13 protein-coding genes are annotated in these 13,777 nt (G+C 58.2%); 8 read left to right on the top strand and 5 right to left on the bottom strand.

Going from position 1 to position 13,777, the window contains the following annotated elements:
* Positions 1–51 precede the first annotated feature (51 nt).
* Together GH975_RS09685 and GH975_RS09680 are read left to right on the top strand one after the other, a co-directional pair.
* Positions 52–693, top strand: coding sequence for a rhodanese-like domain-containing protein (locus GH975_RS09685; protein ID WP_153714329.1), 642 nt, complete (start codon positions 52–54; stop codon positions 691–693).
* The gene (locus GH975_RS09680; protein WP_153714328.1) at positions 690–1,241 is read left to right on the top strand and encodes a rhodanese-like domain-containing protein; all 552 of its coding nucleotides are present in this window, start codon (positions 690–692) and stop codon (positions 1,239–1,241) included. Before GH975_RS09685 ends, GH975_RS09680 begins: the two co-directional genes overlap by 4 nt.
* Here GH975_RS09680 and uvrA read toward each other — a convergent pair.
* The gene (gene uvrA, locus GH975_RS09675; protein ID WP_153714327.1) at positions 1,238–4,081 is read right to left on the bottom strand and encodes an excinuclease ABC subunit UvrA; all 2,844 of its coding nucleotides are present in this window, start codon (positions 4,079–4,081) and stop codon (positions 1,238–1,240) included. The genes GH975_RS09680 and uvrA overlap by 4 nt on opposite strands.
* A 118-nt stretch (positions 4,082–4,199) precedes the next feature.
* Here uvrA and GH975_RS09670 point away from each other — a divergent pair, with 118 nt between their 5' ends.
* From GH975_RS09670 to GH975_RS09650, 5 genes are read left to right on the top strand one after another with little or no spacing between them, the layout of a single operon-like run.
* Positions 4,200–5,531 carry an MFS transporter gene (locus GH975_RS09670; protein WP_153714326.1) on the top strand — a complete coding sequence of 444 codons (1,332 nt, stop codon included), beginning with the start codon at positions 4,200–4,202 and terminating at the stop codon, positions 5,529–5,531.
* 29 nt (positions 5,532–5,560) lie between these two features.
* The gene (ssb, locus tag GH975_RS09665; RefSeq protein WP_153714325.1) at positions 5,561–6,073 is read left to right on the top strand and encodes a single-stranded DNA-binding protein; all 513 of its coding nucleotides are present in this window, start codon (positions 5,561–5,563) and stop codon (positions 6,071–6,073) included.
* 49 nt (positions 6,074–6,122) lie between these two features.
* Positions 6,123–7,031: an SDR family oxidoreductase gene (locus tag GH975_RS09660; protein WP_153714324.1), complete on the top strand. Its 909-nt coding sequence runs from the start codon at positions 6,123–6,125 to the stop codon at positions 7,029–7,031.
* The gene (locus GH975_RS09655; protein ID WP_153714323.1) at positions 7,028–7,177 is read left to right on the top strand and encodes a hypothetical protein; all 150 of its coding nucleotides are present in this window, start codon (positions 7,028–7,030) and stop codon (positions 7,175–7,177) included. Before GH975_RS09660 ends, GH975_RS09655 begins: the two co-directional genes overlap by 4 nt.
* Positions 7,152–7,844, top strand: coding sequence for an endonuclease (locus tag GH975_RS09650; protein ID WP_153714322.1), 693 nt, complete (start codon positions 7,152–7,154; stop codon positions 7,842–7,844). Before GH975_RS09655 ends, GH975_RS09650 begins: the two co-directional genes overlap by 26 nt.
* On the opposite strand, the gene GH975_RS09645 is transcribed toward GH975_RS09650, so the two are convergent.
* The 4 genes from GH975_RS09645 to GH975_RS09630 all read right to left on the bottom strand — a co-directional run bounded on the left by GH975_RS09645 (position 7,841) and on the right by GH975_RS09630 (position 11,592).
* The gene (locus GH975_RS09645) at positions 7,841–8,263 is read right to left on the bottom strand and encodes a DsrE family protein (protein ID WP_153714321.1); all 423 of its coding nucleotides are present in this window, start codon (positions 8,261–8,263) and stop codon (positions 7,841–7,843) included. The two genes, GH975_RS09650 and GH975_RS09645, sit on opposite strands and share 4 nt — an antisense overlap.
* Before the next feature lie 189 nt (positions 8,264–8,452).
* Positions 8,453–9,661 carry a beta-ketoacyl-ACP synthase I gene (gene fabB / locus GH975_RS09640; RefSeq protein WP_153714320.1) on the bottom strand — a complete coding sequence of 403 codons (1,209 nt, stop codon included), beginning with the start codon at positions 9,659–9,661 and terminating at the stop codon, positions 8,453–8,455.
* 25 nt (positions 9,662–9,686) lie between these two features.
* Positions 9,687–10,202 (bottom strand): bifunctional 3-hydroxydecanoyl-ACP dehydratase/trans-2-decenoyl-ACP isomerase, encoded by a 516-nt coding sequence (gene fabA / locus GH975_RS09635; RefSeq protein ID WP_153714319.1) that lies wholly within the window; start codon positions 10,200–10,202, stop codon positions 9,687–9,689.
* 145 nt (positions 10,203–10,347) lie between these two features.
* On the bottom strand, positions 10,348–11,592 hold the full coding sequence (locus tag GH975_RS09630) for an OmpP1/FadL family transporter (protein WP_153714318.1): 1,245 nt from the start codon (positions 11,590–11,592) through the stop codon (positions 10,348–10,350).
* Positions 11,593–11,800: 208 nt separating this feature from the next.
* Here GH975_RS09630 and GH975_RS09625 point away from each other — a divergent pair, with 208 nt between their 5' ends.
* Positions 11,801–13,318 (top strand): fumarate hydratase, encoded by a 1,518-nt coding sequence (locus GH975_RS09625; protein WP_153714317.1) that lies wholly within the window; start codon positions 11,801–11,803, stop codon positions 13,316–13,318.
* The last annotated feature ends 459 nt before the right edge of the window (positions 13,319–13,777 follow it).

Genomic DNA, 13,777 nt, shown 5'->3' with positions numbered 1-13,777 from the left:
TTATGCCTTAAAGGCATTTAGATTTCCATTGGAGTTTAGGAGAAAACCATCATGAAAAAAATAAAGCACCTTACCGCGGCACTGTTAGCCGTGACCTTTGCGACCGCGACCCTGGCTGAAGGCCCGATGATCAAACGCGGTGTGGCCTCAGTCACCGTCGAGTTGGGTGACAAGACCTGTGTGATCGAGCGTAATGCCACCGCCGGCAATCAGGTTCACGAAGCCTACAACAAGACCGGACAGGGCATGCCACAGCCGATGATTGTGTCCGCTGGCATCGACACCTTGGGCGAGCTGGAGTTCATTGACTACATGGAACAGGCCAGTGTCGACAGCTCTATTTTGGTGGTCGATACCCGAACTGAGAATTGGCACGAAGATCTGCATATTCCGTGCACCACCAACGTGTCCTTCAAAAACTTTGCAGACATTAAAGACGATGCGCTGTTTTACCTGACCGAAGTGTTTGGCGTGGAAGAAAACGATGACGGCAGCTTGAACTTTGACAATGCCAAAACCATCGTCGGTTACTGCAACGGATACTGGTGTGGTCAAACCCCGGCGATGTTCAAACGCGCCAAATACAGCATGGTCGCCCTTGGCTATCCGGTCGAGAAGCTGAAATACTACCGCGGTGGTATGCAGGCTTGGACTTCACTGGGCCTGACTGTAGAGGGCGCATTGACTAAGTGACCAACTGGTTAATATTGACATTGATGGCGGGCCTGGCGTTTAACGCGCGGGCCGCTGACAGTGATTTCGATCCCGACACCGGGCTTCGCATCCACCACTACACCACTGAAACACCGATGACGGTACCGGGAGGTACGCGTGTCGGTGCGCTCGAGGTTGAAGCGCTCGCGCGGGCGGGTGCATTGCTGTTGGATGTGTTGTCGATCCCCGAAGGCCGCTACGATGAACTGGACGGAACCTGGCCGGAACACGCGCCGCGCCAAAACATTCCCGGCTCGGTGTGGACACCGAATGTGGGCTTTGGAGTGTCCGAAGACGACATGCAGGCCTACCTCAGCGAAACCGTGGGTCGGTTAACCGGCGGCAGTCTGTGGCACCCCATCGTGGTGTACTGCATCAAGGACTGCTGGATGGGTTGGAATGCCACCCAGCACTTGGCCGAGTTAGGTTACCGCTCGCTGTTTTGGTTTGCCGATGGCACCGATGCTTGGTTGGCGGCGGGGCTGCCGGTCGCTGCCAGCGAGCCCCTCGCGGTCAACGTCGACTAAGCAACAGCCCGCTTCGCGACTTTCAATACATCTTTCAAAAACACGCCGGTGTGGCTCGCAGGGTTGTCCGCGACCGCTTCGGGCGTGCCTGTCGCAACGATCATGCCGCCGCCATCGCCACCTTCCGGTCCTAAATCAACGACCCAGTCCGCGGTCTTGACCACGTCCAAGTTGTGTTCGATCACGACCACGGTGTTGCCGGCGTTTTTCAATCGCTGCAACATTTTCAACAGCTGTTCGATGTCATGGAAGTGCAAACCGGTGGTCGGCTCGTCCAAGATATACAGCGTGCGCCCGGTATCGCGGCGCGACAACTCTTTGGCCAATTTGACGCGCTGGGCTTCGCCGCCCGACAGCGTGGTCGCGCTTTGTCCCAGCCGAACATAGCCAAGCCCAACGTCCAGCAGCGTTTGTAACTTGCGGCTGATCTGGGGCACCGCGCTGAAGAACTCGCAGGCGTCCTCGATGGTCATGTGCAGCACTTCACTGATGTTCGAGTTTTTGTAGCGCACTTCCAGCGTTTCGCGATCGTAGCGCTTGCCATGGCAGCTGTCGCACTCGACGTATACGTCGGGCAGGAAGTGCATTTCGACCTTAATCAAGCCGTCGCCTTGGCAGGCTTCACAGCGCCCACCCTTGACGTTAAAGCTGAAGCGGCCGGGCTTGTAGCCGCGTGTGCGGGCCTCTTCGGTGGCGGCGAACAGCTCGCGGATGGGCGTGAAAATGCCGGTGTAGGTGGCCGGGTTGGACCGCGGCGTGCGCCCAATGGGCGCCTGGTTAATGTCGATAACCTTGTCGAAGTGCTCCAGCCCCTCGATTGCCTTGTGCGCCGCCGGTTCAATCAGCTGCGCGCCGTTAAGGGCGCGTGCCGCCGCCGGCATCAGCGTCCGGTTGACCAGGGTTGATTTGCCACTGCCGCTGACCCCGGTAATACAGGTCAGTACGCCGACGGGAATTTCCAAGTCGACGTCTTTTAAGTTGTGGCCGCTGGCGCCCAACACCTTCAACCACTTGTCCTCGGGCGGGGCCAGCCGCTGTGGCGGCATTTCGATGTGTTTGGCACCGGACAGGTATTGCCCGGTCAGGCTGTTGGGGTCGGCAATGACCTCGGCGGCGGTGCCCTTGGACACCACCTGGCCGCCGTGTACGCCGGCCCCCGGACCGATATCGATGACGTAGTCGGCGCTGCGGATGGCGTCCTCGTCGTGCTCGACCACGATCACGGTGTTGCCCAAATCACGCAGCCGCGTCAGCGTGCCCAGCAGGCGTTCGTTGTCGCGCTGGTGCAGGCCAATCGACGGTTCGTCCAATACGTACATGACGCCGACCAGGCCCGCGCCAATTTGGCTGGCCAGGCGAATGCGCTGGGCTTCGCCGCCGGACAGGGTGTCGGCGCTGCGCGACAGGCTCAGATAGTCCAGCCCGACGTTGACCAAAAAGCCCAATCGATCTTGGATTTCTTTGAGGATTTTTGCGGCAATCTCGCCGCGGTGACCGGGCAGGTTCAGCTCGTTGAAGTAGTTAAAGGCGATGCCAACTGGGTAGTCAACTATTTCCGGCAGGCGCTTGTCACCGACCCAGACGTGGCGGGCGGCCTTGTTCAGCCGGCTGCCGCCACAGGCGCCACAGGGTTTAGTCGCCATCAATTTGGCCAGCTCGTCGCGTGCCTGTTGGCTTTCGGTGTCGTGGTAGCGGCGTTCGATGTTGTTGAGGATGCCCTCGAACGGGTGCTTTTTATGGACTTGGGTGCCGCGGTCGTTGACGTAGCTGAAGTCGACCTCGACCTTGCCGGTGCCGTACAGGATTTTGCTTTGCTGGTCGGCGCTCAAGTCGACCCAGGGCGTGTCGGTGTCAAAGCCGAATTGATCGGCGACGCCACTTAACAGGTGAAAGTAATAGTAGTTGCGACGGTCCCAGCCCTTGATTGCGCCCTGGGCCAAGGTCAGGTCTTCGTCGACCACGACGCGTGCCGGGTCGAAGAACTGGTGCACACCCAAGCCGTCGCATTCGGTACAGGCGCCGGCAGGATTGTTGAAACTAAACAAGCGCGGTTCCAATTCGCTCAGCGAATAGCCGCAGTGCGGGCAGGCGAACTTGTTGCTAAATAGCATCGGTTCGAACTGGCCTTCCATGGATTCCAGGTAGACGATGCCGCCGGCCAAATCCAACGCAGTTTCCAAGCTCTCGGCGATACGCGCGCGTTGATCGTCGCGGGTTTTCAGCCGGTCCACGACCGCCTCGATGGTGTGCTTGAACTTTTTATCCAGCGCCGGCACGTCGTCCAAGTCACACACGGTGCCGTCGACTCGAACGCGGATGAACCCGCGTGCGCGCAGGTCGCCAAACACGTGCAGGTGCTCGCCCTTGCGATCGCGCACGATCGGTGCCAACACCATGACCTTGCTGTCCGTCGGCAATGCCAAGGTCTGGTCGACCATGTCGCTGACGGCCTGGGCGGACAGCGCAACGTCGTGATCCGGGCAGCGCGGTTCGCCGGCGCGGGCGTACAGCAGACGCAGGTAGTCGTAAATTTCAGTGACCGTGCCGACGGTAGAGCGCGGGTTGTGGCTGGTCGATTTTTGTTCAATCGAGATGGCCGGTGACAGGCCCTCGATGTGGTCGACGTCGGGCTTATTCATCATCGACAGGAACTGGCGCGCGTACGCGCTCAACGATTCGACGTAGCGGCGTTGGCCTTCGGCGTACAGGGTGTCAAAGGCCAATGAGCTCTTGCCCGAGCCGGATAGGCCGGTGATGACGACAAGTTTGTCTCGGGGGATGTCCAGATCAACGTTCTTGAGGTTATGCGTCCGTGCGCCTCGAATTTGGATGTTTTCCACGCGTAAACCTTAGTTGAGTTAACCACGGAGTATAGCCGCGCGCCGCGCTGCCAAATACCCCGAACTGACCTTTTTTACGGTAGAGTGCGCCTAGTTAACATTGCTGCGGATATCTGTTTTGCCCATCGCCATTATTTTGGCCCTCTATGCATCGCGCATGATGGGGCTGTTCATCGTTTTGCCTGTGCTGGCGCTCGCCACGGTCGGGATGCCCGGGTATTCGCCATTGCTGTTGGGGTTGGCGATTGGCGTGTACGGGCTGACCCAAGCGGTCTTGCAAGTCCCGTTGGGCCAGCTGTCGGATCGCATTGGGCGCTTTAAAATTGTGTTTATCGGTTTGCTGGTGTTCGCACTGGGCTCGTGGTGGTGTGCCCAGGCCGACAGCATGTTGGAACTGGTGTTTGGTCGTGCCCTGCAGGGTGCCGGTGCGATTTCGTCGTCATTGCTAGCCTGGGTCGTCGATTTAACCGGTGAAGAGCGTCGGGCACGGGTGATGGCGGTGATTGGCATTTCGATCGGATTGACCTTTTTGGCCGCGCTGGTGCTGGGTCCGGCGTTGATGCCGTGGCGCGGTTTGGCGGGGCTGTTTGAGCTGACCGCTGGGCTCGCATTGTTAGCGGCTTTGCTATCGTGCCTGTTGCCGCGTCCGGCGCCGCTGCGTGCCTTGGGTGCCGTGTTCAGTGCCCAGCGCGTGCGCGACGTTTGGCACACGCCCGGCGTAGCATCCTCAGTATTGGGGGTGGGGCTGCTGCATGCGGTCCTGATGGCGCTGTTTTTGGCTTTGCCGGCCCAGTTGGTCGGCGCCGGAATTGGGCCGGACGATCACACCGGTTTGTACGTGGTGGTGATGCTGCTGGGTGCACTGCCTGCGTTTTTGGCAACCGGTTGGGTCGAAGCCAAGCACCGCCTGATTGGCGGCCAACGCTTTGCCATCGCCGGGCTGATTGGCGGCTTTGCACTGCTGGCGCTGGGGCTGACCGAGTACTGGATGTTTGTGCTGGCCGGCGGGATGTTCTTTTTCGGGTTCAACTTGCTTGAAGCGACCTTGCCGTCATTGTTGGCCAAGGCCGCGCCGGTGCGCGATCGCGGTACCGCCACCGGGCTGTACGCGACCATCCAATTTTTCGGTGCCTTTGTCGGGGGCTTGCTCGGCGGGCCGCTGCTGAGTGTGCTCGGACCCTCAGGGTTATTTACGGCTCTGGCGCTCGGCGGTTGTATTTGGTTGGCCCTGCGGTATCGTACTCCCGAGCCGCCACGGCATCGCTCCCGGGTTGTTGCGATTGACCTGAATACCTTCTCAATCGAGTCCTGGGAATCCAAGTTGGCTGCGGTTACGGGCGTGGTCGAAGCCGCCGTCAGTCCAGCCGGATCCGTGGCCTACTTAAAGGTCAGCAAAGACGCACTGAACGAATCCGAGTTGACGGATTTGCTGGCCCAGTCCGCTCGATAAACTGAGCCGAACATTGAAAGGAGATCCTCATGGCACGAGGCATTAATAAGGTAATTTTGGTGGGCAATCTGGGTAACGACCCGGAAATGCGCGCAACCAACAACGGCTCACAGATTGCGAATTTGTCGATTGCGACGAGCGAATCATGGCGTGACAAGAACACCGGCGAAATGCAGGAACGGACCGAGTGGCACCGCGTGGTGTTCTTTAATCGGTTAGCCGAAATTTGCGGTCAGTACCTGAAAAAAGGCAGCAAGGTCTACGTCGAGGGCTCACTGCGTACTCGTTCGTGGGATGACGCCCAGTCCGGTCAGAAACGCTACACCACGGAAATCGTCGGCGGTGAAATGCAAATGCTGGATGGCCGTGGCGACAACATGGGCGGTGGCGCACCCATGGGCGGCGGTTATCAGCAAAACAATGCACCCCAGGCGCCGTCGGCTCCTCGTCAGGCTGCACCGGCGCCCGCTCCGGCACAAGCGGCATCGGCACCGCCGCCTGGCTTTGCGGATGACATTGGTGACGATGACATTCCGTTCTAAGTACCACTAGGGCCTCATTTGAGGCCTTTTTTATGGTAATTTTCCGCGCATGAATTCAGTCGTATTTTCGCCCCCCTCGGTGCTGGTCACCGGCGCCTCCGGCCAGGTCGGTCAGGCTCTATTACAGGCCTTTGATCAGGCCGGCTTTAACGTCACCGGCATGAGTGTGAGTGACATGGACATCACCAGCGAGGCCAGCGTGATGGCCGCGCTAAGTGCGGTTGAGCCGGACTTTGTGGTCAATACGGCTCGCTTTCCCGATGTCGATAAGGCCGAAACCGAGGGCGACGCGGCGCGCCGCCTGCTGGTCGAAGGCCCGATCAACTTGGCCATGGGGTGCAAGCAAACCGGTGCTACCTTGATTCACTTAACCAGTGAATACGTGTTCGATGGCGATAACGGCCCCTACAAAGAAGACGCCGCGACCGCGCCGTTGAACCTGTTTGGGCACTACTGCCGCGAAGCTGAAACCGAAATCGAAGCGATTTTGCCCCAGCACATCATCTTGCGTGTGGGGTTGGTATTCAGTGCCGACCCGCGCCGCTTTATCGGTAAAACGCTGAGCAGTTTTCGTGATGGCAAGGTGCTGCGTATGGTGTCCGACGAAGTGGGCACCCCGACCAGCGCGCCAGATCTGGCGCGCGTGATTACCGCGCAAATTCGCCAGCTCGACTTGGGCAGCACCGCCTTTGGCATTTACCACTATGGCGGTGGTGGCAGTGCCAGCTGGTTTGAAATGGGTGAATTGGTGTACGCCCAGGCACTGCAGCGCGAGGACTTGCCGGACGACTTGCTGCAGCCAATCCGCGGTGTTGATGTACCCGCGCGCGCGCCGCGTCCGTTGGATGTGCGCTTGGACTGTGATCGCCTGCTCCAGAACTTTGGTATCAAGCGCTTGCCATGGCGCAGCCAGATGATTCAAATTGTTGATCAAATCTATCGGCAGAGCGGCGAATGAAACGCACCAATCAAATCCGGCGGACTCGGATTCTGAATACGACGCGCCGACGCGTTCGTCTGAAAGCACGCCTGTTGCTGAATCGCCGGCGCGATGCCCAGGTGCGCACATGGTTAATGGATGCCCTTAACGCCCCGACTGATTAGCGCGCTATTGGCATTGAGCTCGTGGCTGGCGACGGCGGACGACTCGGTGCCCTGGTACACCGCGATGAAGCGTGACGCGACCATCGTGCACGCCTTCGACACCCGTACATTTTATTGTGGCTGCCGGTTTTTCGATCGGCGAATCAATGCTGCGGCGTGCGGCTATGAAATTCGCAAACAACCCGAACGTGGCCGGCGCATGGAATGGGAGCACGTGATGCCAGCCTGGCAGCTGGGTCACCAGCGCGCGTGTTGGCGCGACGGCAAGCGCAAGGGTTGCGAGCGTAATGATCCTGAGTATTTGCGCATGGCCACGGATTTGCACAACCTGGTGCCCTCGGTTGGCGAGTTGAATGGCGATCGTTCGAACTTTCCGTTCGGTAACATACGCGGTGAACGCCGGGTCTACGGCGCCTGCGATTTTGAAGTCGACTTTAAGGCCCGCAAAGCCGAGCCGCCGGCGCACCGGCAGGGTGATATCGCGCGTATCTATTTCTACATGCGCGACCGCTACGGGTTGTTGTTGGGCCGCTCGCAGACCTATTTGTTAACGCAGTGGGCGGCGCAGGATCCGGTCGATCAGTGGGAGCGCGTGCGCAACCAGCGCATTGCCCGGATCCAGGGCAATGCGAATTGCTATGTTGGTGGCTGTATTCCGGGCAACTAAGGCTTGATGTAGGCGTAACCTTGGTTTTGCAGCTCAATCAGCCGCACCACACCGGACGGCACAACGGTCGTTTCATCGATCAGTTCCGGCGCCTTGCCTTCTTTTTTGGTCATGCCTTTCATGGTGTTGTTGCAGGCTGAAAACTGAATGCCCTCGATCTCCATTGCCATGGCTTCTAAGCGCCCACTGACCGGCGACGTGTCCTTGCGAAACATATGCAGCCCGGGGCCATACGCCACCAGCTCAATGTCGATGTCTTGGCCCTGTGCCTGGAAATACTGGTAGGTGTTGTTGATGTTATTCAGCGCAATGTTCATGGTCTTTGGGTCATTGCTGTTGACTTGGAACACGGCTTTCAGGGTGTCGGCCATGGCGAGCGGGGCCAGCAGCACCGCCGCCAGTGTCAGAGTGCGTAACATGGTGTTCTCCTTATTATTGGTCTTCATCGACTCTAGCACTTTCGTGGCGACATAAAAAAGCCCGGCGCGAGGCCGGGCTTTCAGACTTGAGCGATGGTTCAGTAACGGCCAGCTTTGAAGAACAACGTTTCGCCGGACGAGTCGTCAACCCCGTCGTTGTCTGTTACCGCATAGCCTTGGCCTGTGGCATCAATCGTAGGCTTGGAACACCAATGACGCGTTGGTGCCGCCAAAGCCGAAGCTGTTGGACATGACACGCGTCAATTTTTGATCGCGGGTGGTGCTCACGACGTCAACGCCCTCGGCACCCGGATCCAGCTCTTCCACATTAGCGCTGCCGGCGATAAAGCCGTCGCGCATCATGATCAGGCTGTAGATGGCTTCTTGAACGCCAGTGGCGCCCAAGCTGTGGCCCGTCAGTGATTTGGTTGAGCTGACCGCCGGGCGGGCGTCGCCAAAGGCTTCTTTGACTGCGCCCAGCTCGGTGATATCACCGGCCGGCGTCGAGGTGCCATGGGCATTGATGTAGTCGATCGGGCCATCAACGGTGCTGGCCGCCAGTTGCATAGCACGAACCGCGCCTTCGCCGCTGGGTGCGACCATGTCCGCGCCGTCGCTGGTCGCGCCGTAGCCAACCAATTCGCCGTAGATCGTGGCGCCACGCGCCAAGGCGTGCTCTAACGATTCCAGGATAACCGCGCCGCCACCACCGGCGATGACAAAGCCATCTCGGTTGGCGTCATACGCACGTGACGCGCGCTCAGGCGTGTCATTGTACTTGCTGGACAGGGCGCCCATGGCATCGAACAAGCACGACAATGTCCAGTGCTCTTCTTCGCCGCCGGCTGCAATAACGATGTCTTGCTTGCCCATTTGGATCAGCTCAGCGCCATGCCCGATGCAATGCGCGCTGGTCGAGCAGGCACTGGTAATCGAGTAGTTGACGCCTTTGATTTTCAGCGCCGTCGCCAAGCAAGCCGACACGGTCGAACCCATGGTTTGGGTGACGCGGTAGGGGCCGACGCGACGCACGCCTTTGTCACGCAGAATGTCGGCCGCTTCGACCTGGCTGGCGCTGGATGCGCCGCCGGAGCCGGCGACAATACCGGTGCGAATGTTGCTGATTTGGTCGTCGCTGAGGCCCGAGTCGGCGATAGCATCAACCGCGCTCAGGTACGCGAATGCAGCCGCGTTGCCCATAAAGCGCATCAATTTACGATCGATGCGATCTTTGTCCAGTTCCAACGAACCGCTGACTTGCGAGCGCATGCCGCGCTCTGCATATTCAGCATTCGCGGTGATGCCAGATTTGGTGTGGTACAGGCTTTCCTTGACGCTAGCCAAGTCCGTGCCGATGCAGGACTGAATGCCCATGCCAGTTACAACAACGCGTTGCATGTGTGCGCCTCTTACAGGGTAATGTTTAGAAGTCGTCGGTCGAGCTGAACAAGCCAACTTTCAGGTCTTTGGCGACGTAGATGACTTTGCCATCGACTTCGACCGTGCCGTCTGCCACGCCCATGACCAATGAACGCTGAATCACGCGCTTCATGGTGATGCGGTAGGTAACTTTTTTCGCCGTCGGCAGAATCTGGCCGGTGAACTTAAGTTCGCCGACACCCAGTGCGCGTCCCTTGCCGGGGTTGCCGCGCCAGCCTAGGTTAAAGCCAACCAGTTGCCACAGGGCGTCCAGGCCCAAACAGCCGGGCATGACCGGGTCTTCGGGGAAGTGGCATTCGAAGAACCAAAGGTCAGGGTGGATGTCCAATTCGGCGATGATGTCGCCTTTGCCGTTTTCGCCGCCTTCGTCGCTGATATGGGTAATGCGATCCATCATCAACATGTTGCCAACCGGCAAGCGTGCGTTGCCGTGACCGAACATTTTACCGTAGCCGCAATCCAGCAATTGCTGGCGTTCGAATGATTCAACCTTAGACATTTGAAACCCTGTGATTTTGCGAAGTCGCGCAGTTTATCACAGAGCAATCAGGCTTGGTTTACGTAAAGGTTAAGTAGGTTGAGGTGGGTGGAGGGGTAAAAAAAAAACCGGCCACGAGGGCCGGTTTTTGATGGGGCTTTGGGCGTTAGAACTTGTAGCGGAGGCCCAGGGATAGGATGCCGACGTTGCCTTCGGCTTTGGCTCGAGTGTTAATCGCCGTTTGATTCACGATGCCGTCTTCCACAAGGATGTAGGTCAGCGCTGCATCCAAACTCAAGTTTTCGTTGACGACCTTGCTGCCGCCGACTGATAGCCATGTTCGGTCGCCGTCAGGGGTTGCGAGGGTCCGGTCTTGATCGTTTGTTGGCGTGGGATCAAGGTGGAGGCCAGCGCGTAAGGTGTAGCCATCGTTGTAGTCATGCTCTGCGCCGATTGCAAAGCTAATCGTATCGCTGTAGTTGTTTTGGATGGTTTTTGGCAGGCCAATTGCTGTTGCAGTTCCTGCCTGCAAAGGTGTGTTATCCGCTGTAACCGCAATGGTGGATGACTTATAAGCGCTCCAGCCGTACCACGTAACGTCAGCGTATGCGCGGGTTTTGTCGCTTACTGAGTGAGCAACACCTAAGGCAAATATGTCGGGCAATTGGAATGGTGCTTCAACGTTTACTTGAGTACCGCCAACTACACCGAATGTTCCTTTGGCCACGTGAGTCACTTGAGATCGATATGATGCTCCTATTGTGGTGGAGTCGTTGAGTTCGTGTTTGATTCCGACGACGTAGCCGAAGTCGGTGCTCTCACCCTTTAACTTAGCGTTTACTGCAACGTTGCTACTGGCTCCTTGCAACTGAGATACCGTTAAGTCTTGGAACACGATGCCGCCAGAGATCGTTGTCTTGTTAGATACTTTTTTCGCGTATGAACCGGAGAGTTCGATAACTGAAAGGTCTGCTTCAATGTTGCTTAGACGACCTGAAAAGTTGGAGTCGTATTTGTTGCCAAAGCCAAATGGAGCACCAACACTCAATGCAACTGCACTGTCGTCACTCAGCTGGTGAGTCATATGGAAATTAGGTACTGGCTTGGCGCTGTAAGGCGTCTGGGTGTTTGTAGTGTGGTTCACGGTGTCGGCAGCCAGATTGGAACCGGTATCAGTAACCTTAGCCATTGGCGAAATAATGTGCACACCAAACTCGATTTGATTACGTTCTCCAACGGCGCCGGCAGGGTTGAAGTAAGCAGAGCTTGCACCATCGGTGCCTGCGACGGAGCCGGCGAAGGCGCGGCCTTGGCCCACGACCGATTGTTCTTTCAAGTAGAAGCCAGCAGCCTGAGCTCCCGAAGCGGATGTTATGGCGGCAAAGGCCACAGCAAGAATGCGTTTGCGCATGAAGAATCCCCTATGGATTTATTGTTGTAGTGAGCCGCGAAAATATTTTGGTTGACGCAACCGTTAACTTAAGTGTCCTCTGACTAGAGAAAAGACACAAGAGGTTGGTCCAAAGAAGGGGGGTGGAGGGCGCAAATGTGTCGACCAGTTGAGGTATCCTATGGCGGCAATTTATGCCGGATTCTCACTTCCAAGAAGGGTTTGCCCAATGACCGTGATTCGCCAGGACGATCTGATCGACAGCGTTGCCGACGCACTCCAGTTCATCAGCTACTACCACCCCAAAGACTTCATTCAGGGCGTTTACGCGGCCTACCAGCGGGAACAGTCCCAAGCTGCCAAAGACGCGATGGCCCAGATTTTGATCAATTCGCGCATGTGCGCCATGGGCAAGCGACCGATCTGCCAAGACACCGGCATCGTCACGGTTTTTGTAAAGCTGGGCATGGACGTTCAGTGGGACGCGACGATGTCGTTGGACGACATGATCAATGAAGGCGTGCGCCGGGCCTACACCCACCCGGACAATGTGTTGCGGGCATCGATCCTGGCTGACCCTGCCGGCAAGCGCACCAATACCAAGGACAACACACCGGCGGTGATCCACTACTCGGTGGTGCCGGGCAATACCGTTGACATCACGGTGGCGGCAAAGGGCGGCGGGTCGGAAAATAAATCTAAGATGGCGATGCTGAACCCATCGGACAGCATCGTCGACTGGGTGCTGAAAACAGTTCCGACCATGGGCGCCGGCTGGTGCCCGCCGGGTATGCTCGGCATAGGCATTGGCGGTACCGCTGAAAAAGCCGCCGTCTTGGCCAAAGAATCCTTGATGGACCCTATCGACATCCAAGAGCTGATCGCGCGCGGGCCGCAAAACAAAGTCGAAGAGCTGCGCATCGAGCTGTTTGAAAAGGTTAATAACCTGGGCATTGGTGCCCAGGGGCTGGGCGGACTGACCACTGTGCTGGACGTGAAAATTCTGGATTACCCCACCCATGCGGCGTCATTGCCCGTGGCGATGATCCCGAACTGTGCGGCGACCCGTCACGCTCACTTTGTGCTGAACGGTGAGGGCGCGGCCCTGCAAACACCGCCGTCGCTGGACGACTGGCCTGAAATTACCTGGGATGCTGGCCCGACCGCGCGCCGCGTCAACTTGGATACCCTGACCCAGGCGGAAATGGAGCAGTGGCAGCCGGGTGAGACGCTGTTGTTAAGCGGCACCATGCTGACCGGCCGTGACGCCGCCCATAAGCGTATGGTCGATATGTTTGCACGCGGTGAATCGCTGCCTGACGGTGTCGACATGAAAGGCAAGTTCATCTACTACGTCGGCCCCGTCGATGCCGTTCGCGACGAAGTCGTGGGGCCGGCCGGTCCGACCACCGCGACGCGGATGGACAAGTTCACCGAGACGGTGCTGGAGAAGACCGGTTTGATGGGCATGATCGGTAAGGCCGAACGTGGCGCCGTCGGCATCGAGGCGATTAAAAAGCACAAAGCGACCTACCTAATGGCCGTTGGCGGCGCCGCCTACCTGGTGTCCAAGGCGATCAAGAAAAGTCGCGTAGTCGCTTTCGAAGATCTAGGCATGGAAGCCATCCGCGAATACGTCGTCGAAGATATGCCCGTGTCGGTTGCCGTTGATGTTAACGGCACCAGCGTGCACCAGACCGGGCCCAAGGAGTGGGCTGCTAAAATCCACACCGCGCAAATCGATTAGATTGGCGGCGCCACTCGGCGTTGCCCTTCGGTACGCGCGGCTGTCACGCACTTGGGTAAATCGATTAGATCGGCGGCGCCACTCGGCGTTGCCCGGCGGGGCGCGCGGCAGTCACGCACTAAGGGTGCGCTCCTGACGCTTGCCCCTTGCGCGCCTTGATTGACTTGCCGCTCTAATCGATTGTCAATCGATTAGATTTTGTCGATAAATTCCGGTGTCGCGGTTTGCCACTCGGCGTTGCCCATCGGGGCGCGCGGCAGTCACGCACTAAGGGTGCGCTCCTGACGCTTGCCCATTGTGCGCCTTGATTGACTTGCCGCCCAAATCGATTAGATCGGCGGCGCCACTCGGCGTTGCCCATCGGGGCGCGCGGCAGTCACGCACTAAGGGTGCGCTCCTGACGCTTGCCCCTTGTGCGCCTTGATTGACTTGCCGCTCTAATCGATTGTCAATCGATTA

It is taken from the genome of Litorivicinus lipolyticus (assembly GCF_009650135.1).
In the GTDB taxonomy this organism is placed as follows: domain Bacteria; phylum Pseudomonadota; class Gammaproteobacteria; order Pseudomonadales; family Litorivicinaceae; genus Litorivicinus; species Litorivicinus lipolyticus.
Note: the sequence above shows the minus strand (reverse complement) of the source record. Positions and strands in the feature narration are given on the sequence as shown.